The organism is Halobacterium sp. CBA1132, assembly GCF_001485535.1.
Taxonomy (GTDB): domain Archaea; phylum Halobacteriota; class Halobacteria; order Halobacteriales; family Halobacteriaceae; genus Halobacterium.
Window position 1 is genome coordinate 115,814 of record NZ_BCMZ01000002.1, and the last position, 24,964, is coordinate 140,777.

Below are 24,964 nucleotides of genomic sequence, written 5' to 3' on the forward strand. Positions count from 1 at the left end.
AATGGGGGTCGGATCGTTCTTCGACCGGCTTGTCGAGCCCTTCGAAGGACCCAACACCATTGGCAACTCGCGCCCGTTCTGGATCGGGTTCGCCGTCGTACTCGTCGGCCTATTCGGGTACCCCATCGGCTTCGGTACCTACGCAGCCTCCAGTGCCGCGCTGTACCTCGTCTACGCGATTCTTGCACTCTCCCTTTCCGTTGTGTGGGGGTATACCGGCATCTTGAGCTTCGGGCAAGTGGCGTTCTTCGGTGTCGCGGGGTACTCGTTCGGGCTCATCAGCCTGAATCTATCGAGCGCACTCACGACGATGCTCGCGTTGCCCGTCGCCGTCATCCTAGCAACTATCGCCGCGTTCGTCCTCGGCTACTTCATGTTCTACGGCGATGTTCGCAACGTCTATGTCACCATCCTCACCCTCGTCGTCACGCTCGTCCTCAACACCTTCATGGCGCAAACCGCGGGGAGCGAGTGGACGATCGGAACCGTCCAGCTCGGCGGTTTCAACGGGATTCCCGCGATTCCGAACCTCACGTTCGGCGTTGGGGGGACCGCGATTGCACTCGACGACGCGGCGTTCTACTGGTTCACGCTCGTCGTACTATTGGTCGTCTATCTCGGTTTGCGCGCGCTCGTGAACGGTCGCTTCGGCTACGCGATGGTGGCCGCCCGCGAAGACGAAGACCGCACCGCGATGCTCGGCTACGACGTCCGCCGCATCAAACTACTGGTCTTCGGCCTCGGTGGCGCAATCGCCGGGCTTTCCGGCGTCCTATACGCGTCTTGGGGGAACTACATCAGTCCGACCGTCTTCGGCATCACGTTCGCGTCGATCCCCGTCGTCTGGGTGACTGTCGGTGGCCGGCGCTCGCTTCTCGGTGCCGTCGTCGCGACGGTTGGCCTCGAGTGGTTCCGCCAGCAACTCTCCGCTTCGGGGAGCCAGTACGCGATGATTGTTGTCGGTGTCATCCTACTGATCGCCATTCTGTTCGTCCCAGAAGGCGTCGTCCCACGCGTCAAGAACGTCGTTCTCGCCGCGCGGAACCGCTTCCAGACGACCAGCGACTCCGTGGAGAGTACACCCGAATGACAACTACTGATACTGATACGACGACTGACGAATCGCTACCCGGTGGTGTCCGCGAACCCCCTGCAGTGGCGGCGACCGGGCCAAAGACCGACACGCTCCTAGAGACCGACGACCTCACGAAGCGCTTCGGTGGATTCACAGCCATCGACGACGTCGACTTCTCCGTCGGTGAAGGAGAGCTTCGCTGCCTCATCGGCCCGAATGGCGCCGGGAAATCAACGCTGTTGAAACTCATCACCGGTCGGCATGATGCGACGAGCGGGTCGATTTACTACGATGGCGAAGACATCACCGACCTCAGGCCGCACCGTCGGGTCGACCTCGGCATCGGGATGAAGTTTCAGGTGCCGTCGGTTTTCGAGGAGCTCACCGCCTTCGAGAACATGCGGTTGTCCGTACAACGCATCCACGATACGGACCTCGATGCAGCTATTCGGACCGCTCTCGAACGCGTCGACCTCGCGGACCGCGCAGACACTCCTGCGGGAGAGCTTTCGCACGGACAGCAGGGTCGCCTCGAAATTGGAATGGCCGCGGCGCTCGATCCCGACTTGTTGTTGCTCGACGAACCCGTCGCCGGCCTCTCCGTCGAGGAGCGGTCGGAAGTCGCGGACCTCGTCACCGGCTTGAACGCCGACGGTATCGCGTTCATCGTTATCGAGCACAACATCGACTTCGTCGCGAACATCACCGACGAGGTCACCGTCCTTCATCAAGGACAGGTCTTCCGCGAGGGGTCCATCGAGGAGATACGCGCCGACGATGAAGTTCGCCGTATCTACTTGGAGGGTGAGTAGTCGTGACACTCCTCTCATGTGAGGCCCTCTCCGTCGCCTATGATACGACGCTCGTACTCCGCGACGTCGATCTCTCCGTCGAGGAAGGCGAGATTGTCGGCGTAATGGGAAAGAACGGCGCAGGAAAGTCCACGCTGATGAAGACACTCATCGGACTACTGGAACCGCGGTCCGGCGTCGTCAGCTACAGGGACGAAGATCTCGACGGAGTATCCGCTGACGAGCGCGCACGCAGGGGCATCGGCTACATCCCACAGGGACGAGATGTCTTCCCGGACCTGACTGTCGAGGAAAACCTCCTCGTCGGAGAGACGATCAATGAGGATAGCAAGGGAGACCTCTACGACGAGGTCTACGAGTACTTCCCCATACTGGAAGAACGCGCCACCCAGGAAGCGGGAACGATGAGTGGCGGCCAACAGCAGATGCTCGCAATCGCGCGAGCGTTGGTTGGCAATCCGGATTTACTATTACTCGACGAGCACAGCGAGGGCGTCCAGCCGTCTATCGTGGGGGAGATCAGTGAGAACCTCCGGGAACTCAACGACGATCTTGGGACGACGATTCTCTTCGTCGAACAAAACCTCGGTGCAATCCAGGACATGGCGGACCGGTGTTACGCGATGAAACGTGGCCGTATCGTCGACGAAGTCGGGCGAGCCAGTCTGGAAGACGAAGACAAAATCGCGTCCCACCTCGCTGTTTGAGAGGCGCTACGCACGACCAATCGAATCGCCCATCTCAGAATGGGTTCGGCGTCGGCACTCCTGGCGGAACCCACCCGTCGGTCTGTACTTACCGGCCGCCTCGATTGAGGGGTGTGTTGGCGATGTATTCGCCGAGTGTGGCGCCGATGACGCGTGGGGTGAGGAACCCAACGACGACCAGCACTTCGAGGACACCGGCGATACTGACTGCGAGGCGTAGCGGGTTTGCGGTGAGTGGTCCGAGACTCCCGAGTAGTAGTGCGGTGCCGAGGAGGAGTCCGATGAGGGGGATGAGGGGGATGAGGGTGCTGATGGCGCCGGTGCGTCCGGTTTGCGTTCGGTTGGGTGAGCTGAGGTAGTAGCCGATTGGGAAGATCGTGCTACCAAAGAGGATGATTGCTGGCACCCACGTCATACAACTACCATTAAAATAATTACAAATGAAGGTGGTGTCAACCACACCCATACCACGATTCCCCGCTGCCGCCACTCCACAATAACGCCCCCGTCACTACCGCGACCCCACAGAACCCCCTGCCAAGCACGGCTTCACAGCAAGAATCTGAGAAGGGCTAAGGTCGCAGTGCTAACCAACACCAGCGTGGTTGCCAGAATCGCAACCGGCTGCACGCCCGTCTTCCGGAACGCCCCAATATCGATGCTAAGTCCAAGCCCCGCAAACGCAACCAAGAACAACCACCGGTAGACAGCACTCACTCCCTCAACGATCGGCGCCGAAACCAACGAGGTCGAGGTCAGTACCATCACCGCCAGAAATCCGAGGACAAATTTCGGGAACGACTCCCAGAGCGCCCGCATCGAGAACCCATCGTACTTGCCGGCGTCAGCGTAGACGAGCGAGTACCCCCCGACGAGCACGCCGAGGAAGATATTCCGCGTCAGTTTCGTCACCGTCGCCCACTCCCCAGCAGTTTCCGACATCGTGAACCCGGCCGCAGTCACCGGGCCCGTACTGAACATCGTCACCCCAGCCCAGATGCCGAATACTTGGTCGCTCAACCCAAGCACCCCGCCGAGTGCTGGGTAGACGAACAGTGTCACGACATCAAACAGGAGGACGGTCGCAGCCGCATACGCGATATGCTCCTCCTCAGCGCGGATACTCCCAGCCACCCCAACAACCGCGGAGACACCACAGATACCGGCGCCAGCAGCCAACAACGACCCAAGCTCACCGGGAATATCGAAAACCAACCGGCTCAACACCTCCACAAGCACAACCGTTACCGCGACCGCCCCAATCGTCACTCCGAGTAAGACCACGCCGTTGTCCAACAGCGTTCCAAAGGAGATGCGAGCACCCATCAGCACAATCCCCGCCGCAAGCCACCAATCATACGTCTGAACGCCAGCTCGCACTCGCGCTGGAAGTGACACAGAATTCCCCACCGCCAATCCGAGGCCAACAGCCAGCACAAGCGGCGTCACAAACGGCACCCTCGCCCCAACAACTCTCGCAACCACCGCGAACACACCCAGCACCACCACCCCCGGCACAAACTCCCTCAGCAACATCCCACGTAAATCAGATCCTGTAACACTCATCGTCGCTCAAAGTACTGCCGTTGAAATCAATAACCAGCCACAGACATACAACTGTTCCCAGTTAGCGCCCTTAACCACCACACCTAGAACAAGGAGCGTTTCGATAACTACGACGACGACTATAAATTCACCGACAACCTCCCACTCGTCGCCAGCGCCGCCAGCGACCTCGAAACACCCCTCGCTCGTTTTTCGCGGAGCTTCGCGAGAAGGTTGAGTACAAACATCTGAAGCAGAAAGGTGAGGGATACGCCGAAGCGTGGCATCTCACCACTATATCGACTTCCTATCTGAGGAGCGTAACTCCAGGGAATCTCTGGACAAGTTACTGGAGAATCACAAGGAAAAGATTAGAGGAGTTCGTCGAGTTCGCTGTTGTCGACGGTACCAAGTACCGAATCAGCATCGGCGGTTGTGTATTCGAATTCGTTGGGGTCGACGATGCCGAGGAATACTGCTTTGCCGTTGTTCATCATCAGTGCGTGATTGGCGTCGTTGACGATGACGGTGCCGCCGCCCTTCTGTTCGTGTACCGTTGCGGCGATGTCTTCTGCTATCTGGTGGCGAATATACTGGCGGCCGTCTGCCGTTTTCTCGAACGGCTGGCCGTCGGCGTCAACGCTGAATCGGTAGCCATCCCGTGGACCCGGATACTGGTCACCGACTGAGAGGTCAGCTGTATCCGGAACCGGACGGCGTGTGTTTGGTTCTGGCAGTTCTTCGTCTGTTGGGTCGCGGACGCAGTCCCAGAACGGTGTGTCGGGGTCCCAATCGCCGGCTTCCCAGTCGCCGTCTGGATCCCATACTAAGTGTGAGACGTCTGCCGTCGAGAGTTGTTCGTCCCAGTCGTAGTCGCTGAATATCTTCTCGTCAACTGTATCTCGCGCGTAGAGGACGAATAGCTCGGAGGTATTGGTGGGGTCATCTCCAGTACGAAGGACGCGGCCGAGTGTCTGGATGCGTTGTCGGACGCTGCCAGATGACACGCGTACGATGCCGACGTCGGCATTCGGGACGTCTACTCCCTCGATCAGTGCTTTGACGCTGAGCATGACGTTGGCGAATCCGTCGTCGTCGAACCACTCTACTGCGAAGTCGTTCCAGGCGTCGCTTCGGTGCCCGGAGTGATACATCACTGGGCGATAGTCCGCGTCGAAGAACAGGTCTTCTAGCGCTTGGTCAGCTTTTTCGAGGCCGGGGTATTTTTCGTAGAGGTGCTGGCGGTCTCCGTACTCCGTTGAGATGTCGCCTGTTCGATAGTTCCGGCCGCGTGATTCTGCTGACGCGACCATTCGTTCGAGTTGCTTGATTCGTTCCTGGAAGACGATTGCTTTCCGTGACTCGGAGACCGTCTCTCGCAGCAGCGACAACGAGATCGCTTGCCGGCCGATTGCGTCTGCCACCAATTCGCGTCGTTCCTGCGTGTACCGGAAGAAGTCCGAGACCGCCGGCGTTGGCCCATCAACTGAGTTAGCGATCGTCTGCAGCTTCTGCGAAAAACTGCCGTTCAGATCGTAAATCCGATTCCCGTACCGCATCTCAATGTCAGAAACTGCGTCGCTGACCTTCTCGCTAAGCCGATTGTAGGTCGTCCGTTCCGCATCCGTTAGATCAAACCCGACGTACCGGACTTTGAATTCGGGGATCAGATTTCGGGCGATTCCCTCGTCGTAGGTGAGTTCGTAGTAGATGTCGCCGAGTTCAGACAAGAGGAGTTCGTCGCTTTCCGAGTGGTCGTCTTCTCCCGGGTCGGACAGTGGTGTTGCGGAAAGGCCGAGCGACGCTGTGCGAGGATACTCGAAGACGTTCGAGAAGGTGTCTCCCGTATAGCGGTGGCATTCGTCGGCCACTAAGAGGTGCTCCTCTACGTTCGCAGCGGCGAGCGTGTCCCCGAGGAAGTCGTCTTTCACGGCGGAGTTGACGATGCTGACGAGAATTCGATGGTCGTTCTCGAAGCGGTCTTTGTGACCGCCGCCAGCCCAGCCGACGTCATCGGCTGGGACGTTCAGTTTCTCGACGAGTTCCTCTAACCACTGGTGCATGAGGACCTTCGTCGGGACGAGAATCGTCACAACGCCCTCGGGGTGGTCGTTGAGCCAGCGACGAAGCACCTCAAGCGCCATCACCGTTTTCCCAGCGCCAGTCACCACTCTCGCGATCCCTTGCTCCGGCGTACGGCTTGCAGCCGCGTCGGATGGAGTGAGCCACTGTTGGGCGGCTTCCTGTTGCCAGTCATAGAGGTCGAAGTGGTCGGGGAACGAATAGCTGGGGCGATCCGCGCCGGCCCAGCGTTCGAAGTCAGCCCGGGACAGGCCGGCACCTGCAGAGGATTTCACCCGATAAGCTTCTGCTTCGTCAGCCGCACCCGCAATTCGCTCAAGGACGCTCGTCGACAGGCCAGACAAGCTATCACCGGTGAATGACGGGAATTGCTCGCGAATCTGGTCACGTAGCTGTCCACGCTTGTTTTCGGCCTCAACGTACTTCTCGGCACGACGGATCGTCGGCTGTGAGACGTCGTTTTCGTAGGCCGTCTTCTTGAGGTAATCCCGTCGGAACGTATCGAAGAGCTGGCGGTGCCGGCCATGTCCGCCAGATTCCCGGTAAATGTAGTATTTCGCCAGGTCTCGTTTCACCGTGTCCGAAGGCGGGTCTACGTTGGCTCCTTCTTGCTTGAGCCATCGTTCGAACGTCGGGAGCAAGTCAGCGTTCCGGAGCCGGTCTTGCCATCGGTCCGTTGGGGTCGTGGCGACATATCCAGCATCGGTTTGCCGTGCGGCCCCGAGGTTCGCGAGCAGTGTTGGGAAGCCACGGATCTTCTGGTCGTTGAACTCGTACTCGTGCTCGTCGACGAGGTGCTGTTCGATTTCTCCGCGCTCGAGTGGGCCGTCACTGTGCACCAGAATGCGGTGGATCGCTCGAAGGCCATCGATCCCCTCCGGGAAGCCGCCATCGATCACCCATGCGCGCTTGATCCCATACCAGAGGAAAGTCTTGAAGTCGATTTCGTCGGCGTGCCAATCGTGGCCGAATTGCCAGACGGTGATCGTTCCGTCTGATTGTTGGCGGAGGACACCGAGTTGAACGTACGTCGAGACGATCCGCCGCATATAGGCGGCTGAATAGCGGCCTTCCTCGTCGGGTTTCTGTAGTCGCTCACGGGCTTGCTCGACGAACTGTGATTTTGGTAAGCCCCCATCCGAATCAATCGCGAGTGCAACGAAGGCTTCGCTGCGCCGCTTCGTGCGTTCAACTCCGAACAGCGGTGGCGGAAAGCGTCGACCCACTAATAGTCACCAGTCCTCTGGATCGTCCGGTGTATGGGTCTTGGTCGCGTCGTCGATCCGATGTTCGTCCGGATCAATTTCTTCCGTTGGCCCGAGTGATCCGGACCACGAATCTAGCTGTGCGCGCTCGTCTGCGGACAGCGCATCGGTGAGAGACCGCGGTTCACTCACCTCGAGCGGAACGGTATCGAGCGACCCGACATAGACGGGGAGGCGTTCGACGCCGTGTTCTCGTCGAAGCACGATGATGTTCTTGATTACTCGTGGGAGGTTGTGGAGTTGCTCTCGCGTAGCTTCAGGATTGGGGGGGTCTTCGACGAGTGTGATGACATCATTCCAGGGGGTGACGCGGAAGGAACCACCGGATGGTTTGAGGCGTTGGAGTGTCGTCATCACGTCGTCCGGGAGCTCTGTTTTGACGGGGTGGCGTTTGTGCGTTTGTGGGTGTTGCCACCAGATGCGGTCTTCGCTGAAGGAGAACTTTGAGCCGTCGTAGACGCTGGGCCAGAGGTCGCCAGACGAAAGGCCTTCGGGCCGGATGTCGACGCTGAATTCGGTCTGATCTTCTGGGATGAGTTTCCCTGATAGTGAGAGGTCCCCGACGTAGAGGTCTTCGTAGTCATCACCATCCTCGATGCGGGTGATGACTGCACCAGCCTCTGTGACGCGGACGCGCCCGCCGAGTCGTTTGAGAGAGAGGAGGTCTTCGACGAGTTCGTCGGGTGTTGGTTCGACGTAGAGGCGTTCGGTCCCATTGTAGACTTGCCACCAGACATCGCCGTTTGGATTTGTCTGCAGGCGGTAGCCGCGATAGTAGCTCGACCACTCGTCGCCGGGACTGGACGTAGCGTTCATTTGGGGACCTCGGTTGTCGTCTATGTTCAATTCAGAGATGGGACATAAAGAGTGTGTTGGGATTTTCGCCTGACAGCTTTCAGACGCCTCCGTCGTGGAACCATATAATCCGGGTAGATGTCCGGGAGCGACAATTATAACTTGGGCGAAAGACACTCGAATAGCAGGATGGCAACGGGGGACCAATCCGGATCTGACGTTACCGCGAACTGGTCAATCGACGACCCACCTTCTCTCGACGCTTCGACGCAGTCCGACGCGACCGCTCACATTCAAGCGCTCCAAGCCCACCGCTTCGGAGCCACGCAAAGCGAACAGGAACTGCTCGCCGTCGAGGAGCTCAAAGATAAGGTCAAACTCCTCGACCACCAGCTCTCCGCCGCCCACCGCGCAATCACAAACATGGGCCGTGGACTACTGTTCGCCGACGAAGTCGGACTCGGGAAGACCATCGAAATCGGGATGGTGCTCAAAGAACTCGACTTACGGGATACGCGAGACAGCTTCCTCGTTCTCACACCCGCCCAGCTCGCCCCACAGTGGCAACAAGAACTTGACGAGAAGTTCGACCTCGACTTCGTCTGCAACTACGACGACGAATTCCAAGGCTTCGACGCCCACAACAGAATTGTCGCCAGCGTCGACACTGCGAAAAGCAGTCGGTACATTGAGGATGTTTTGAGTCGCCGCTGGGACGCGCTCGTCCTCGACGAGGCGCATTACGTCCGCAACGAGGACACAAACCGGTACTCTCTCATCGAGCAAATCGAATACGAGGAGGCCTTTTTCGCTACCGCAACTCCGATCCAGAACGACATCACCGATCTCTACAATATTATTAACCTCATTCGGCCAGGCTTGCTCGGCACACCGAGTGAATTCGAAGAACGATACGTGGCCGATGGCGACGGCACACAGATTAAGAACGCCGACGCTCTCCAACGGAAGCTCGATCGCGTGATGATTCGGAACCGGCGTGAAGAGACGGACATCGATTTCACGAACCGGGAAGTCCGCACGAACACGTTCGATCCCACGGCCGCCGAACAGGAACTGTACGGCACTGTCACGAACTACGTCCAATCAAACTACTCCAGTGACGACGCGAAACACCTCGTGCTCCTGCTCCTCCAGAAGGAAGTTGTGAGCAGCCCGAGCGCAGTCCTCGGGACGGTCAACAAATGGCTCAACGGCGAGGGCTCGACAACCGTCTCGAAGCGTGAACGCGAGCAACTCCGCGAGATCAAACAGGCGGCGAATGAAATCGCGGACACCACCAAACAACAACGGCTCCGTGAGGTCGTCACGACGATTCACGATCAACTCGAAACGACGCGCATTGTCGTGTTCACGCAGTTCCGACAGACCCAGCAGGAAGTCGCTGAAAGCGTACGCAAACTCGACCAACCAGTCCACGTGGTGAACGGGGATTGTTCGAGTACCGAGAAGGAGGCCATTGTCTCTGATTTCGAATCAGAGGGCGGCGTCCTCGTCGCTACAGACTCAATCAGTGAAGGGCGGAACATGCAGTTCTGTAACGTGATGGTGAACTACGATCTTCCCTGGAATCCGATGAAGGTCGAACAGCGAATCGGCCGTATCGACCGGATCGGACAAGACCGCGACGTCCACGTGTTCAACCTCGCACTAACTGGGACCGTCGAAGAACACGTCTTAGACAAACTCTACGGGAAAATCAACCTCTTCACACAGTCGATCGGTGGACTCCGGGAGATCCTGTCTCGGATGGAGAAATCCGGCGCTGACTTCGAACGAGAAGTCTTCGACCGCGTCCGTACCGCCGACGACCGCGTAGAACTCGAGAATAACTTCGAGGAGATGGCTGTCGACCTCGAGGAGAACAAGGAAGCAGCCCAGAAGATGAGCGAGTTCAACAAAGGCGTCTTCGACAGCTTCGAGTTCGGAAGTGATGACTCGTGAGCTCGATTGATACGAGCGTCCTGAATCGCGTGAGCATCAAGCGACTCACCGAAGCTGTTATCGAGAAAAACGGTGGCTCTGTGGACCGGTCTATGCCGGACCGCTGGACAGTAACGCTTCCGTCAAGCCTCTCGACCGGGTCCACGAGTACCAATCCCGACTCATCTGATGGGACGGGAAATGATACGCTTGATGCGATCGCAGCTGGCGTCGAGGGGGAGAGCACTCCAACAGCGCAACCGGAGACAACGCTTGTCTTCGATGCCGAGGATGCAGACTCTGAATCCGGCGATATCGTCGTTCGCCCTGGCACGACGTTCTTCAACTCCCTGCTGGAGACAGCACGCGATGGCGACCAGGTCGGATACCTACACCTTGGGCCAGCGAACCTCCAGATGCAGACCCCGGCCATCTTCGAAGCACTCGATACTGAGCTCACGACAGACGGATTTGATACTGTTGACGTCGAAGACGCAGTCGCGTTCCATTTCCATATTCAGATGGATGGCGTGCAATCCTATCACCGGGAACGTTTCGAAACCATCACACTTGACGTCGACAGCGGGACACAGCTCCCTGCGCTTACGGATCGATTCGTCGCGCACTTCGAAACACTGGCGACGGATACTGAATCACCGCCAAATAACGAGGCTGAGATCGCGGAAGCGAGGGTTGAACAGCTCTACGACACGGCGGTTGAAGCGCTCCAAGAACGGGTGCAGCCGGACATCACGGAACTCGAATCTGAAGCGAATGCGGCAGCAAGCGAGCGTGAAGCCGAAATCCGAGAGCTCTACGAGCAACGCCGCGAGGAACTCGACGAGGAGCTTGAGGAGAAGCGCCAAGAAATCCGGAAGTGGCGGCAGAAAGCCCGGAGCGCTCAATACGATAAGACTCGAAAGGAGTACCGCTCGAATAAACGCGACGCGAAACAAGAGCTTGAGGAGCTCGAGTCTGTGGTCGCCGAGCAGAAAGAAACGCTTCGTGCAGAAGAACAGGAACAGCTCTCGAAGACGCGATCGCGGCACGCCGTCGATATTGACGTTGTCGCCGTCGGCACGACGATTCTCACGTACGATGTCGGCGAACTGTCGGTCAAAGTTCGGGATGGAGACCGCGTCGGTGAAACGACGATCGCGTATACGCCGGCGACAAACACCTTCGGCTCGTTCACCTGTTCGGACTGTGGGCAAGCCTTCGAGGACATCGGGTCACCGGTTGTCTGCGACGACGGCCACGTAATCTGTCAGCCCTGTCGGCGTGAATGTGGCGGCTGCGGCGTGGTTGTCTGTAGTGCGAACGCCGATGCGTTCCCTACCTGTGAGTACTGTGGCGCTATTGAGTGCCCGGACTGCCATGAATCCTGCAGTAGCTGTGACCGCAGCGTCTGTGCGACCCACCGAATGCACTGCGGGACCGATGACCAGCTAGTATGTACGCTCTGTGGCGGTCACTGCGGGACCGATGATCAATTCCACTGTGACGACCACCTCACCGCCTGTACCGAGGATGGTGCGCTACACTGCCTTGATCACGTAGCTGACTGCGATGCCTGTGCTGAACCCACGTGTGACGATCATTTGGGGTCGTGTGCCGTCTGTGACGGTGCGTTCTGCCCCAGTGACCGGGTTCTGGGACTCGATATCGGCGCCGACCTGTGTCCCGATCACGCCAGCTACTGTTCGCACTGTGACGGCCACTATCGAACGACGAACGTCCAATCGTGTCACGTCTGCGGGAGCGACGCTTGCGACGACCACATCACGGCCTGTGCAATCGGCGATAACCCGGTATGTGACTCCCATAGTCGCCTGTGCGAGACCTGCGACGACACGATCTGTACTGACCACGCCACCGAGTGTGCGCACTGTGACGGCTGGCACTGCAGAGATCACACGGAGGTCTGCGATCTCTGTGAAGACACAATCGGCACAGAGCACGCCACGACGTGTCCCGCCTGCGACGACATCGTCTGCCCGACTCACACCGAGACCTGTGCAGAGTGTGGCGAGCGCTTCTGTAACAGCCACACAACCTCATGCGGGGACTGCGATAAGCAGTTCTGCTACGACGACCTCACACAGTGCGCAGACTGCCGCAGCTGGACATGCGAGGACCACTGCAGCGCGTGCAGTACGTGTGGCGAGCCACACTGCCAGACCCACACAACAACCTGCACGGAGTGTGGTGATGCCCTCTGCACCACGCACGCAACAGAATGCCCGCACTGCGAGGATAATTACTGTACTGACCACCTCGGTCCCTGCGACTACTGCGACGAACTAACGTGCGCGACCCACCGGAACGCCTGCGCTACCTGTGACGCAGTGGTCTGTCCAGATCATCACCGTGCCTGTACGCACTGTGAGGAGACATTCTGTGTCGACGACGTTGTCGAATGCGTACACTGCGAGCAACCGTGTTGTGAGGTAGACGCCGAAACGTGCGACGTTTGTGGCAACGCCGTTTGTCCATCGCATGCAACCGCTTGTGGTGACTGCGGAGCCATCACCTGCCCGGACGATACGATAAGCTGTGCCAGTTGTGCTGCAACCGGCTATTGTCCCGAACACGCCGCCCGGTGTCACGACTGTGGGGAGGCATTTTGCGCCGACCACCGTCTTGACTGCGCTGGATGCGAGGGACTCGTCTGTGAAGCAGACGCAGTTCAGTGTACTGACTGCGACCAGACGTTCGCTACCAGTCACACGACAGCGTGTACCGCCTGCGACAGGTTAGTCTGCGAGTCAGACCTCGTCAACTGTTCCGCTTGTGGCGAGCATCGGTGTAGCGACCACGTAGTCCCCTGCGCGGAAGGTGGTGAACTGTTCTGTGAGCACCACCTCGATTCCTGCTCGCACTGTGTGAGTCGCACGGATGACGCACCCGAATTGCTGTGCGCTGACCACCTCGCCACCTGTGTGGTTGGCATGGAGCAACTCTGTGACGACCACACCACCATCGCACCGATCCGCAGAGAACCAATCTGTGACGAGCACGCCGATACCTGCGAACTCTGTGAACAGCGCTACACGCCGATCTCACTCAAACACGGCCGCTGCGAGACGTGCCGTTCGATTGAGGAGAACACCGCCTTCATCCCGGAGGAGATCGTCGACGAGTTCCGGTCGGTGCGCGCCGAATCGAATCACACGTACATCGTCGTATACGGGAAACACCTGCTCAGATCCAATCAAATCGTCGTCATCGATAAATCGACGCATGAGGTCGTGCACCGGCGGAAGGTAGGGGTTATTGATCGACTTCGCGGGGTGTTCAAATGAGTCAACAGCAGCAACCACAGTGGTATCAGCCGGGCTCAATCGTCGAATCCATTCGACGAGCAGGCGAATACGACGCGATCACGACCGAGTTAATCGTAGACGTCCTCGCAACCAACGAACTTGACGTACCCCGTGAACGGATCGCATCCCTCGTTGAGACCGTCCGCACCCAACTTGCGGAGGATACAGCGACGACGGAACCAGCGGTTGACACGGATTCACTCCGAGATTCGTCGGCACGAATCGTGTCCGCCTCCGATATGGCGTATCTGAGCGCGCATGATTTCGCGCGGATCCTTGGAGCAACCCTCACTCGCTACGAGGGAACGTTCCAGACGCCACAGGCAGTCGATGATTGCGACGTCGATCTGTTCTGGAATCGCCAGCACACGACCGTCGCTATCAAAACTGCCCCCACTCAACCAGAGACCGCCCGAGGCGAGGACATCGTTCACACTGTCGTCGAAGGGAATACGACGCCTGCGACGGGGCGCTCTGCCTCAACGATCGTCATTGTCTCCAACACGTCGTTCACCGATGCCGCCCACGACCTAGCGGCAACCCACGAAATCACCCTCATCGAACAGCCGACACTCGACCAATGGTTTACCGACAACCAACTTACTCACGAGGTCCTGGGGACAATCCTTGAATACCGCGATCTCACCGGCGAAGAATACAACGACATCCTTGACGGGCTCTCACCGCTCCCATTTGATGTTCAGGACGTTGACCCGTTGGAACAGCAGCCGACGAGGATTGAAGCACCAGCAACTACCTTAGATCGAGACTTCACCGCGGAAACCACGCCGACGACGGATGGCCCAGACACAGCCAGCGGTGGCCACTCGTCAGAAGCCGACTCGGCACCCGACGACGACGATGTAGGCTCAGCGCTGAATACAGCCCCGGATGAACGTGGCGAGCACGGCGTCCTGTACGCAGACCCCAGTGAGGACGGTGACGCTGACGCATTCGATCGCTTTACGGATGAACTTACAGAGGACTCGGAATGACGCTTCAATTCGAACAGACACCCACGAAGGTCCCGATTAGTGACAGTCAAGCGGTCTCAGTTGCGCCCGGTCAACCGTGGCCATCTGCGTACCGCGGGTCAAAATACAGTCTCGTCAGCGACGACGACTTCGGAGACGACGCCGTCCTCAAGTGGGAGCAGCGTGATCTTTCGATCTTCGCTGACCCACCAGCTGACCTCTGGGCGGCCATGAGTACCGCCGGGAAAGCAGATGGGTACGGGAGTTTCCGAGTCACCGCTAAAGGAGAGGTCTTAACGAAGATTAAGGCCGGCAACTACTCAAACGTCGACCAAGCCCCCGTTTCAACCGGCTGGATCCCAGTCTATCTCGGCAAACTCACTGGGGCACTTGACTTCGGCTCCGTAGACATCGACCCAGACCCGCCTACTGATGGAATCGACATCTGGCGAGGGTTCCCGTTCAAACACGGCGAACGGTGGACGGTCAGTCATGATGGCCAACTCATCTGGAAGTGGCGCGACTATCGGTTCTCCTCGATCTTCGACCACTCTGAACTCATCGCTGCGTACAACGAGTACCGTCCGAACCCCGGCCGACTCTACGTCACTGAACACGGCCACACCTGGGTCAACGTCCCACATAACGACGTCACACAAGCAAAGCGCACCGAGGTCCAGCAAGCAATCGCCACCTGGAAACAACGTGCAGAAGCCAACGGTGACACGAGCACACTCCGCCTTGTCAACCGTCGCCTCGTCGCCACAAGCCACTCAGACGATCCCGCAGACGGCCACCTCCCACTTCACCTCGGACATCTCCGTGATTTCGACGACGGGCTTGTCCCCCGGCCCTTCGTTGACGACGACGAATACTTCCTCGAAGTCAGCCAATACGAGGAAGTCTGGGAGTAGTCTTTAGCAGTAGTCCCTGATTTTACCGAGGCCTGTTGCACACTCCACTCCAGGGCTGACGTTGTCCGCCGCGTTTGTCAGATGATTCTCTTCGTACCGGTGCGCGCACGCTCAATGTGAGCGCCTCGAAGACGCGTGTTGGCCGGGCTCGTCGAGACGGTGAAGTGGAAGCTCTTCGGCGAGCCCGCCAACCTGGAAGAGCGCGCTGGCGACGTTCTCGACGACGATCTTCGCGACGAATGACCCACATTCTCGAGAAGGATCGACGATTATCCGCGTTCACGCCGAGAACACCCCGGTTCGCGCCCTCGAAACCACGATGCAGACCCCTCTATGCGCGTGAAATCGGGAAATATCCGATTTGCCCGGCGCTCGCGTCCCTCCTGGACGCCATCGTCACCGTGGACGATGTCTAGGACGTTGCGCTCGAGCCGGCGGTCGGCACGGTCGTGGGTAGACCACAGCTGTCCGGCGCCGGTCGTCTGTTCACGTCGGTGCCCATCGGTCCTTGAGGCCGTCGACGTCCAGGAGGCGAGCAGCGCCGCGGCGGTCGCGACGTCCTCGGGGAGATATCTTCGTTCGAGCTTCGCGAGCTATTTGCTGAACGTCGTCGGGTGTCCGCCGCGCCCCGAGGACGTCTTTCTGAGCCAGCCGTAGTCGGCCATCGACAAGAGCGTATCCGTCACCGTCTTCTCGCTAGCCTCGAGGTCGTGCTCCACTATTAACTCGCGGGCGGTGAAGCCGTGCTTGTTCTTGCGCTCGTCGAGGTCGGACGCCCCCCAGTCCTTCGCGTAGCGGAGCGCTGCGTTCCATATCGCATCTCACGTCGTATTCTTCGCCACGAACATATCTTCCCGTCGACAAGAGCATATATTCTCCGGGGCTTCGCGAGCGGTCAGATGATCCTTTTGCTGCCAGTGCGCGCACGCTTGACGTCAGCCTCCCGAATCGCGTGAAGCACGTCTGTCGCAGTGAGTTGGAAGTTCTCCCGGCCACCGAAGTGGTAGGGGAGTTCGTATTTGAGTGCTGTCCAGTAGTTGTAGAACATCTGAGCCGCGCCGAAGTAGAACGTCCGCACCGCGCGCTTACTCGATCCACAACGCCCCTGGAAGTCGTGTTTCAGCTGGCGAATCGCCGTCTCAACTGAGGGGTAGCGCGGAGTCCCCTTCCTCAAGGAACGAGCGAAGCGAGTGAGTAGGGAGGGGAGGAGCGCGTTCGCACAGGTTACAAACACCAGATTATAAGTAGCAAGCGGTTCACATTGAAGTTGTGGCAGACGACTACGTGCGTCGGACGGCAATCACTCGTCTCGAAGTCTCAGACGAGCAACGCAACCTCCTCGAAGACACTATTTCCGAGTGGAAGCGTGGTTGCCAACTCGCCACGGACAAGGCGTGGAATGTCTGCAACGCCAAAAGCGACGTGCAGCCTCTCGCCTACGACGACGTGCGCGAACACACCGATCTCGGTAGTCAGCACGCGGTTCTCGCCACCCACCAAGCCGCACAAGCCATCACCGGCTGTATCGAACGACAGTCAGACGGCAAGAAAGTCAGTAAGCCAACCTTCACCGCACCCACGGTGAAGTACGACACCCGGACTATGACGCTGTTTGACGACGATACAGTGTCGCTCTCCACGACGGAGAACCGCGTTCGGTGTGGCCTTGCTCTACCCGATGCCGACGATGGATACCAACGACAGTACCTTGACTCGGATGAGTGGCGAGTCACGGAAAGCACTCTCACTGCCCGTGACAGCGACTACTTCTTGCACATTGGTTTCAGACGACCCAAGACCGACGCCGAACGAGACACCGCCGAGGACGGAACGGTTCTCGGGGTTGACCTCGGTATCGAAAACCTCGCCGTTACCAGCACAGCCCACTTCATTAGTGGACGAGAACTCTCTCACAATCTCCGAGAGTTCGAGAAAGTGCGTTCCGGACTCCAAGAAACCGGGACGCGAAGCTCCCACCGAACACTCGAACAGGCGAGTGGCCGCGAACTTCGCTACGTTCGAGACGTACTTCACCGAGCGTCGAATGCCATCGTGGGCGAAGCATTCCGGTTCGAGTGCGACGTGATCGCGTTCGAGGACTTGACGCACATCCGCGAGCGAACGGGGGCGTCGTGGGGGCACACGTGGGCGTTCCGCGAACTGTACGAGCAAGTGGAGTACAAAGCCGAAGCGGAAGGCATCGCGGTGAAGCAAGTCGGATCTGCGTACACGTCCAAGCGGTGTGCCGAGTGTGGGTTCACGGCAGACGAGAATCGCCTGTCGCGTAACGACTTCCGGTGCGTGAAGTGCGAGTCGGAAGCGAATGCAGACTACAACGCGGCGAAGAACATCGGGATGCGGTATGTCCGTCGAGGCCAACAGTCGTCTCGGCGGACGGGCGACAGTCAGCTTGCCCTGAAGTCTGGAACGGTGACGCTGAGTGGCGGTTTCACCGCCCACCCAGATGGGTTTGAGGCCGAGTTCATGGACAAGCCCCACCCTCCACGAGCGAACCCGTCAGGGTGAGCAAAGTAGGGTGGGGTTGTTGACATACCACCTCTACCACATCGGCCTGCTCACCCAGGGAGGTTGCGACACTAAAACCGAGGTTCTCAACGATTCCTGGAAGTTAGAACATCCACTGGAACGGATTCAGTAGCAAACTTAACGATGATCCGGTGATCGCGCCCGCCAATCCTATCAATTTTATATTACTATGGGCTATTCGATTAGTTCCATCATCAACCGTAGTTCAGATTCAATTTCCGGCATCTGATCCGACACCCAATTGAACCGTTCCTCTATCCCCTCGTCAGTAAACCGGAGTGAAGCTCGTACGTCACGATTCCGGTCATGTTGGAGGAGTGCGAGAGCGTACGCGAGCATCTGCGGTCGATAGTGCTCTGCGAGCTCAGCTGACGTCGAATCTGAGAGGTCGTTGGTCTTGTAGTCGATAATGTGGAAGGCGTCTGGCGTGACGAGCAGCCGGTCGATATCACCGACAATCCGCGACTCACCTATGCGAGCGACAACAGAATACTCGTCGTAGACCGCTTGAAGCTGGGAATTATCCTCAACCTGGTCCACAAATTCGACCGCATCAGCAGCGTGATCGACAGCATCACGGAGATCTGATTCTGTCGGCTCCTCACCGGCCATCCGACTCAAACGGAGAATCAGGGTAGTCCACTCGTCTCTCGGAGGACGAAGTTCGTTGATCCGGTGGACGACCGTCCCAAACGTCGTTGGACTCAGGCCCGCCGACTCCTCACGTTGAGAGTAACTATGGCCGTCCGTAGACGCATCCGCCACCGCATTCACGAGGGTCGTAGCCGCGATCCGTTTCGCCGGCGATAACGACGGCGGTGAAGGAACCGAGATCTCCGGCGCTGAATCAACAGCGTCGTCGTCGGTGTCCCAGTCTACTGGGCGCGGCGGCCTACGAACAGTATAGCTGGCTCCATCTATCTCACCACGGGCCTGTCCGTCACGAACCGCCTCGGCGAGGAGTGCTCCGTCGAGGAGTGCTGGCTGTAACCAGTCGCGCCACCGGTCTGCGTCGTCGAAGGCTGCAGGCTCGCCGAGTTCGATTGTATCGGACTCGTCGACGTCGATGTCGTGCGTACCGCAGAGAAGGAGGTGATCCCGCGTTCGTGTACACGCTACGTAGAGGAGGCGTTTTGACTCTGCCCGCTCCTGTGGACGCGACCGTCGGTCGGCGTACTCGTGGACGGCCGTCTTCTCGATGGAGAACGCATCGCCCGGATTCGGCCCGCCGACCGCCGGGACCGGCGGCGCGTCATCAGTTCCATCCACGAGTCGAACGTAGCCATGGTCGTCGACGGACCGACCGAAGTTGAGATCACTCCCGAGATCGGGGACGGTGACGATCGGGAACTCGAGTCCCTTCGCGGAATGGATCGTCATAATCCGGACGCCCTCAGCGTCACCGGGAATATCTGCCTCCCCCTCACGAGGGTCGATCTCGGCTTGGCGGTCGATCCGGTGGAGCAACCCGGCAGCTGTGTGAACACCGTTCTCGCTCCAGGTACGGACCTGGTCGCGGAACTTCTCGACGTTCGCGACGGCCTGTCGACCGCGTTCATCTGCACTCACACTTGCCAGATACCCGGTGTCGTCGATCACTCGGGACAGCAGGCGGTTCCACGGGAGGACGCCATCTTCGGACGGCGTCGCACAGCCGCTGAGAGTCCGCCACGTTGTGAGGAGGTCGAACGCGTCCGCGAGCTGTGGATCGTCCGTCTCGGCGAGCGCGTCCCACACTGAATCAGCTTCTGCGACCGCCGGTGCGAGGCGATCATCCGCGAATCCGAACAGCGGCGACCGAAGCACCCCGTAGAGGGAGACGTCGTCCTGTGGATCACCGAGTACTCGAAGCAGGTTCGTGAGCGCCTGGACCTCAGGGGTATCGTAGAACCCGACGCCACCGACGACAGTGTAGGGGATGTCGTACTCCTCGAGTGCGCGCTGATACCGATCCAGATGGGTTCGCCGGCGGAGGAGGATTGCCGTTTCGTCCGGCGTAGCGTCGCGATGAGCACCCGTGTCGGGGTCTTGGACTTGCGGCGGATCGTCGAACAGGTGGGTCAGTCGAGCAGCGAGCGCTTGCGCCTCGGCCTCGATGGTGTGGTCCAGCGCACCTTCGGCGACCGGATGGTCGTCGCCGAAGAGCTCCGCTGCCGTATCGGCGTCGTCGGGGACAGCAAGATACTCGACACTCCCGGTCAGTCCCTCGATGTCCTCGACACGGTCGCGTTGCGTGGTCAACTCCTGCGGTGGCGCTTCGTAGGGTTCGTGGCTGTCACCCTCCGGCTGGAACAGGTACTCGAAGAGCTCGTTCAGGAACGACAACGGCTCGTCCAGCGTCCGGAAATTCCCAGAGAGTTCGAGCGCGGTCGGACTCTCGGCATCGCTGTCCGGGACATCGTCGACCCCACGGGCTTCATTAACGGCCTGGAGTTCCGCTCTTGCCGCCCCGAACGTCGTCACGTCGGCCCCACGGAAGCCGTAGATACTCTGTTTCTCGTCGCCAACCAGAAAGACGTTCGACGCCGCCTGCTCGTCAACGCCCGTGAGAAGCTTGACTAGCTCCCACTGGCGCGGGTCCGTGTCCTGAAACTCGTCGACCATCACGGCCGCAAACTGCTCTCGGAGCCGCTCCGTGACGGCATCGTTCGCTCGCAAGAACTCGAGGGTTGTCTCGATCACGTCGGGAAAGTCGAGCGTATCGCGACGCTCTTTCTCGTCGGCGTAGGCGGCGAGGACATCATCGAAGACCCGCATCAGAGCCAGCGCGTAATGGGCGCTGTTTGCTTCGAGCTCACCGGGTGTCGTCTCGACTGCATCCGCGTGCGGTTCGACGGCCGCGATGACCGCGTCGATAGCGTCCTTCAGGTCGTCGTAGACGTCACCGTACTCACCCCAATCGTCCCGGTCACCGACGACGTACCCCGAACTGCTGTACAGGCCGCCGTTCTTCTTCTCACAGGCCTCGTACAGCTCGAGGATTGCCCGCTGACAGTCGCGGGGATCGCTTTCCTCGGGGTTGGCAGGGAGTGTCGTCGCGACCTCGGTGAAGGTCCGGTAGACCCCAAGGCCGTCCTCGTCGGCGATAGCGCCCTCACGGTCGACGCGGCCCGCGACCGTGCGTAGCTGCTCAAGGAGTCCGTCCGCAAACAGCGTCTGTCGAGCGTCGGCAACGTCGAGATCACAAACGACCTCCCAGCAGATATCGACGTAGTCGTCGACCTCGGCGTCACGCCACGCCTCGAGGACGGACTCGCTCTGTGGGCGTTCATCGAGTAATCCAGCGAGTGTATCGACCAACTGGTCGCGACTCCAGAGCTGGGCAAGGAGCTCCACGTCGTCATCGTCCTGGTTGCGTTCGAGGAACTCCGTCACAACTTCGCGTTGGAGTGTCGCGGCGCCGTCTTCGTCAAGCACGTCGAAGCCGAGCGGAACCGGAGCCTCGACGGCCCGTTCTCGCAAGAGCCGGGTACAGAACGCGTGAATGGTGTGGACATAGCCGTCCTCCAGATCGTCGAGAACGTTTCGCCAGCGGTGGTAGGCCTCTGGTGAGTCGACAGCCTCGAGCCTGTCGTACACCTCCTCCCGAACGCGCTCAGTCAGTTCGGCAGCAGCCTTTCGCGTGAAAGTAATCGTGACTATGTTCTCCGGCGTGAGCGACGGGTTCTCGGCCAGTATCGTCACGTACCGCTCGGTGAGCGTTGTCGTCTTCCCCGTCCCGGCGCCGGCAGTGATCGCGACGTTCCGGCCCTGGACGAGCGCATCCTCCTGTTCCTCCGTGAGCTGAATCTCCTCGGGGTCCTCAGTCATCGCTCATCACCGCCTCGATGTCCTCGTCGTCGCGAACACGTAGCGGAACATACGCTGCGTCGTCCTTGTGAACCTCGTCGACGAACTCCCGCTTGCGGTGATGGCGGACATCGCAGGCCCGACGGTAGTCACAGTATCGGCAGTTCGCTCCGCTGGCCGACAGAAGCGTCGTGTGGAACCGTCCGTTGCCGATCGCCTCGTCGATCTGACCCAACCATTCCGGAACAACATCGTTCAGGAACCGTCGAAGTTCGACCTCTGAATCGAACTTCGATTCGACGCCGCGTGGAACCTTGAGGTCGTTTGGCGGTCGCACCTGATAGTACGTCGCCGAGAGCGAGCCCTGTTCGAAGAGATCACCGTCGACGACCTCGGCGGCAGCGAGCAGATAGATGGGGAGTTGGAACTTCGTGCCGCCGGTCGTCTTCGTCATATACGGTGCTCGACCAGTTTTGTAGTCGTAGAGCGTGAGCGTCGGTTGTTCGCCACCCTGGCTCACGTCAACGCGGTCGATGTATCCCCGAATCGAGACAGTCGAGCCGTCCGGTCGCTCAACTGTGAACGGCCCAGCATCCGAGTCGGGAAGTCCCTCGCCGAACGGGGCCTCGAACAAGTGTGGGCGGTCAGCGCCGTCCCGCGAGAGCTCGTTGTCGAGGAACGTAGCGAACAACCCCTGTTCCGGTGCGTCGTGGGGTTTGCTCCCAGCCTCGTGCGGAGCGCTCACGCCGTCACCCAGACCCGCGAACAGCTCCGCCTTCCACCGTTCGTAAAACAGGCCGTCGTACTCGAAGTCAGCATCCCGGAGTTCTTCGACGGCAATCTCACGAAGGTGTATCGCCAGGTCGTTCCGGTCGAACTCGGTGAGGTCGACACCATCTTCGGTTTCGTCCTGTAGAGCCGCGAAGAACCGTTCGAGGACATCGTGAACGTACGACCCGGTTTCGAGGGGCGTAGGGACGACCTCGACGTCGTCGGGATCCTCGATTCCGAGCACTTCGTCGGCGTAGAACTTGAACCCACACTCGACGTATCGCTCGATCCGACTCGCGCTGTAGGGTTCTCGTTCCAACGGAGGATAGACCTCAGCGACGGTCTCAGGTTCTAACACGCCGTCGTGTTCGGAGAGGCCAGCCGTTCCCCTGTTGTCCGCACAGTAGAGTCCCCGATCCGTGCGCTTGGTCTGCTCGGGGGAGAGGTCCCCTCGGTCGCCGGCGCGGCTGACTGCCGCACGCCGGTCGGCCGTTGCAGCGACGTGGCGCTGGAGGTCTTCGCGGGAGCCCACGCGGTCGTCGACCCCGTCTTGGGGTTCGATGCCGGTCACGCGCTGGAGTCCGTCGAGGACCGGCGACCGGACGACGGCGGACTCGTCATCGCCCGTTTCTGGTGTGGTGATCGTGAGTTCATCGACGTTCGCGAGGAGCGTCGCGAAGAGGTAGCGCCCCCGGAGGCGCTCGTCGCCGGTGTCGAACCGAGGGTGGGCGTCGGTCATCTCCTCGAAGAAGGCCGGGCGTTCCGGCGTCACCGGGAAGTGCTCGCTCGTCAGTCCCACGAGAAACACCTTCTCGAACGAGCGCATCCGAGCGTCGAGCAACCCCATCACTTCGACGTGGCCGCCGGCAGCGCGCTGCGGAACCCGGATCGGCACACCATCGAACGCACGGGTGAACAGTGCTAACGGGGAGAGATCGCTATTGACCGCCGCCAGCGACTCGAACGAGGAGAGAACCTCGTCTACGAGGTCGTAAGCTCGCTGTTCGACGGCTTGCTCGGCGCCACTGGCGTAGTCCTCCGTCGCCCCCTCCAGGTCGAATCGGTCATCCAACAGTCGTCGGAGCGTCTCGGTTGCGTCCTCAACGTCGCCTGTTCGGAGCGTCTCCAGCGTGGCCAGCAGCTCCTCGATCAGTGCCGCCGCCTGGTCGTCGACATCATCGAGCAGGGGTGATACAGAAACCGTGTCGCGCCGGCGAGCAGCTGCCGTGACGGCGTTGGCCTGTTCGGTATCGACGACGTTGACCAATGGATTCGCTAACAGGGACGTGAGGTCCTCAGCACGGGGCTCGGGTTCGGCGAGGTTCAGGAGATCGTGTACGATGCTCCCGGTGAACGTCCGGTTCAGCTGTGAGGCGGCGGTCGTGACGTGCAGGATGTCGAACGTATCGAACGTGTCCTCGACGTACCCCGAATAGGCCTCGGTCCCCGGGACGACGACAGCCAGGTCGTCGGGGTCACGGCCATCGGCCAACTCGGCTCGGAGCTCGCGAGCGACGAAGCGGATCTCGCGCTCGGGCGTCGGGAGTTCACGCCACTGGAGGTCGTCTGGAGCAGGGACAGTGTCCGGGTCCGGGCGGTAGAGCGACTCGGTGATCGTTCCGAAGGCCCGCCCTGACTCGTCGACGGGATCGAGTTCTACTGTCTCAAAGTCAAGTGCTTCATAGACCTCCAAGGCGTCCTCCGCAACGGCGTCGACTCCGCTTCGGCCATCTTGGTGGAGCGGCAGCAGTGCGATCATCGGAAGTTCGTCGACGAGGCGTTCGATGAGGCGGCGTTCGACGGGACGGAACTCGTGATACCCGGAGAGGACGACGACATCCAGTTCCGGGGAGAACGCCGATAGTGACTGCTCCGCCGTCGCCACGGCGTCGAACATTTCTCCCCGGGTACAGACCCACTCGTCGACGTAGTCAGCGTGGAGATTCCGGTAGTGTCGGTACGCGTCGACGGTGGCTGTTGCGATACGGTCATCGAGATCTGAGCCCTCGAACTCCGCCACCAGTGCGTCGGCATCCTCAACGCCGGCGTCATCAAAGAGTGAGAAGCGGCTGCTGAACGAATCCGCGAGGGCAGCTGAGGCCGGTTCGCCGGCGAGAGCGCCATTTGTTTCGGCTGTCGTTCTGTCAAGTGCGTACTCCGCAAGCCGGCGATTCAACTGCCCAGAGAGGGGTTGAACCGGGCCCCGGAGGTCCTCGTACCACTCACGAACGACCGTATCAAGCGTCTCAGCGCGAAGGCAGAGTGGATCGTGCGACGCGGCCCAACGGTCCTCGACCAAACTTCGACGAGCGTCGTTCCGGGTTATATACAGAACAGAGCCAAGAAGGTCATCAGCCACCTGGTCCGCCCGTTCAAAAGCAGCTTGCTCTAAACGTGAATGTTGGGAGCCAGTTAGAAGCG

16 protein-coding genes are annotated in these 24,964 nt (G+C 59.8%); 8 read left to right on the top strand and 8 right to left on the bottom strand.

Going from position 1 to position 24,964, the window contains the following annotated elements; all coding sequences use genetic code 11:
- Position 1 precedes the first annotated feature (1 nt).
- The 3 genes from AVZ66_RS14185 to AVZ66_RS14195 are packed head-to-tail and all read left to right on the top strand — an operon-like array spanning position 2 to position 2,594.
- On the top strand, positions 2 to 1,090 hold the full coding sequence (locus tag AVZ66_RS14185) for an urea ABC transporter permease (protein ID WP_058984814.1): 1,089 nt from the start codon (positions 2 to 4) through the stop codon (positions 1,088 to 1,090).
- Complete coding sequence (locus AVZ66_RS14190; RefSeq protein ID WP_058984815.1) at positions 1,087 to 1,887, top strand: ABC transporter ATP-binding protein; 801 nt, start codon at positions 1,087 to 1,089, stop codon at positions 1,885 to 1,887. The genes AVZ66_RS14185 and AVZ66_RS14190 overlap by 4 nt, the downstream gene beginning before the upstream one ends.
- A gap of 2 nt (positions 1,888 to 1,889) precedes the next feature.
- Positions 1,890 to 2,594: an ABC transporter ATP-binding protein gene (locus tag AVZ66_RS14195; protein WP_058984816.1), complete on the top strand. Its 705-nt coding sequence runs from the start codon at positions 1,890 to 1,892 to the stop codon at positions 2,592 to 2,594.
- A gap of 88 nt (positions 2,595 to 2,682) precedes the next feature.
- Here AVZ66_RS14195 and AVZ66_RS14200 read toward each other — a convergent pair whose 3' ends face one another.
- The 4 genes from AVZ66_RS14200 to AVZ66_RS14215 all read right to left on the bottom strand — a co-directional run bounded on the left by AVZ66_RS14200 (position 2,683) and on the right by AVZ66_RS14215 (position 8,302).
- Positions 2,683 to 3,009, bottom strand: a complete 327-nt coding sequence (locus tag AVZ66_RS14200) for a hypothetical protein (RefSeq protein WP_058984817.1) — start codon at positions 3,007 to 3,009, stop codon at positions 2,683 to 2,685.
- A gap of 134 nt (positions 3,010 to 3,143) precedes the next feature.
- Positions 3,144 to 4,160, bottom strand: a complete 1,017-nt coding sequence (locus AVZ66_RS14205; protein ID WP_197407806.1) for a YeiH family protein — start codon at positions 4,158 to 4,160, stop codon at positions 3,144 to 3,146.
- A gap of 350 nt (positions 4,161 to 4,510) precedes the next feature.
- Positions 4,511 to 7,270, bottom strand: a complete 2,760-nt coding sequence (locus AVZ66_RS14210; RefSeq protein WP_231727190.1) for a DEAD/DEAH box helicase — start codon at positions 7,268 to 7,270, stop codon at positions 4,511 to 4,513.
- Between the two features lie 183 nt (positions 7,271 to 7,453).
- Entirely contained in the window at positions 7,454 to 8,302 is an 849-nt protein-coding gene (locus AVZ66_RS14215) for a hypothetical protein (RefSeq protein ID WP_058984820.1), read from the bottom strand.
- A 168-nt stretch (positions 8,303 to 8,470) separates the two neighbouring features.
- On the opposite strand from AVZ66_RS14215, the gene AVZ66_RS14220 reads away from it, so the two are divergent.
- Genes AVZ66_RS14220 through AVZ66_RS14245 form a run of 4 tightly spaced genes read left to right on the top strand, consistent with a single transcriptional unit; the run spans position 8,471 to position 15,436 of the window.
- Positions 8,471 to 10,243 carry a DEAD/DEAH box helicase gene (locus AVZ66_RS14220; RefSeq protein ID WP_058984821.1) on the top strand — a complete coding sequence of 591 codons (1,773 nt, stop codon included), beginning with the start codon at positions 8,471 to 8,473 and terminating at the stop codon, positions 10,241 to 10,243.
- Positions 10,240 to 13,527: a hypothetical protein gene (locus AVZ66_RS16375; RefSeq protein ID WP_157575694.1), complete on the top strand. Its 3,288-nt coding sequence runs from the start codon at positions 10,240 to 10,242 to the stop codon at positions 13,525 to 13,527. The genes AVZ66_RS14220 and AVZ66_RS16375 overlap by 4 nt, the downstream gene beginning before the upstream one ends.
- The gene (locus AVZ66_RS14240) at positions 13,524 to 14,543 is read left to right on the top strand and encodes a restriction endonuclease (RefSeq protein ID WP_058984825.1); all 1,020 of its coding nucleotides are present in this window, start codon (positions 13,524 to 13,526) and stop codon (positions 14,541 to 14,543) included. The genes AVZ66_RS16375 and AVZ66_RS14240 overlap by 4 nt, the downstream gene beginning before the upstream one ends.
- Positions 14,540 to 15,436 (top strand): hypothetical protein, encoded by an 897-nt coding sequence (locus AVZ66_RS14245; RefSeq protein ID WP_058984826.1) that lies wholly within the window; start codon positions 14,540 to 14,542, stop codon positions 15,434 to 15,436. The genes AVZ66_RS14240 and AVZ66_RS14245 overlap by 4 nt, the downstream gene beginning before the upstream one ends.
- Positions 15,437 to 16,029: 593 nt before the next feature.
- On the opposite strand, the gene AVZ66_RS17105 is transcribed toward AVZ66_RS14245, so the two are convergent.
- Both AVZ66_RS17105 and AVZ66_RS16380 read right to left on the bottom strand, forming a co-directional pair.
- Positions 16,030 to 16,155 carry a hypothetical protein gene (locus tag AVZ66_RS17105; RefSeq protein WP_269432496.1) on the bottom strand — a complete coding sequence of 42 codons (126 nt, stop codon included), beginning with the start codon at positions 16,153 to 16,155 and terminating at the stop codon, positions 16,030 to 16,032.
- Between the two features lie 176 nt (positions 16,156 to 16,331).
- Positions 16,332 to 16,514 (bottom strand): hypothetical protein, encoded by a 183-nt coding sequence (locus tag AVZ66_RS16380; protein WP_157575695.1) that lies wholly within the window; start codon positions 16,512 to 16,514, stop codon positions 16,332 to 16,334.
- Positions 16,515 to 16,705: 191 nt separating this feature from the next.
- Between AVZ66_RS16380 and AVZ66_RS14255 the strand changes: the two genes are divergently transcribed.
- Positions 16,706 to 17,962 carry an RNA-guided endonuclease TnpB family protein gene (locus AVZ66_RS14255; RefSeq protein WP_058984828.1) on the top strand — a complete coding sequence of 419 codons (1,257 nt, stop codon included), beginning with the start codon at positions 16,706 to 16,708 and terminating at the stop codon, positions 17,960 to 17,962.
- Positions 17,963 to 18,157: 195 nt separating this feature from the next.
- Here the strand turns inward: AVZ66_RS14255 and AVZ66_RS14260 are convergent, their stop codons facing one another.
- Entirely contained in the window at positions 18,158 to 21,793 is a 3,636-nt protein-coding gene (locus tag AVZ66_RS14260; protein WP_058984829.1) for an exodeoxyribonuclease V subunit beta, read from the bottom strand.
- Positions 21,786 to 24,842, bottom strand: a complete 3,057-nt coding sequence (locus tag AVZ66_RS14265; RefSeq protein WP_058984830.1) for a PD-(D/E)XK nuclease family protein — start codon at positions 24,840 to 24,842, stop codon at positions 21,786 to 21,788. The genes AVZ66_RS14260 and AVZ66_RS14265 overlap by 8 nt, the downstream gene beginning before the upstream one ends.
- Positions 24,843 to 24,964 lie beyond the last annotated feature (122 nt).